Raw genomic sequence first — 318 nt, 5'->3', positions numbered from 1 at the left:
CCTGCAGCAGCCAGTAAATGTCTCACACTCATAAATCCGCGTCGATGCAAGTCACTTTTCATGCCTTCCACCCGCTGCCTACAATGAGTTGTGAGCTCCATTCCCTCACTAAGTTTTTCAAATGGCTCTTCTATCTTCCAAATGAGGACTTTAGTTGCGGGATTTATTGTTATTGTTTTGTAAAGGGGCATAAAAAACTCTTAGATATTCTGTACTTTTGCAGTTCTGAAAAACGTAATCAAATATAATAATATGTCAACGAAAACGGTGCCTTATACTAAGTATAAAGTTAAAGATATTTCCCTTGCAGACTGGGGG

1 pseudogene is annotated in these 318 nt (G+C 39.0%); it reads right to left on the bottom strand.

Going from position 1 to position 318, the window contains the following annotated elements:
• Window positions 1–191 (bottom strand): annotated as a pseudogene (locus HC176_RS19825) (4-phosphopantetheinyl transferase); the annotation flags it as partial.
• Window positions 192–318 lie beyond the last annotated feature (127 nt).

The sequence above is a fragment of the Tamlana crocina genome (genome assembly GCF_012037625.1).
Note: the sequence above shows the minus strand (reverse complement) of the source record. Positions and strands in the feature narration are given on the sequence as shown.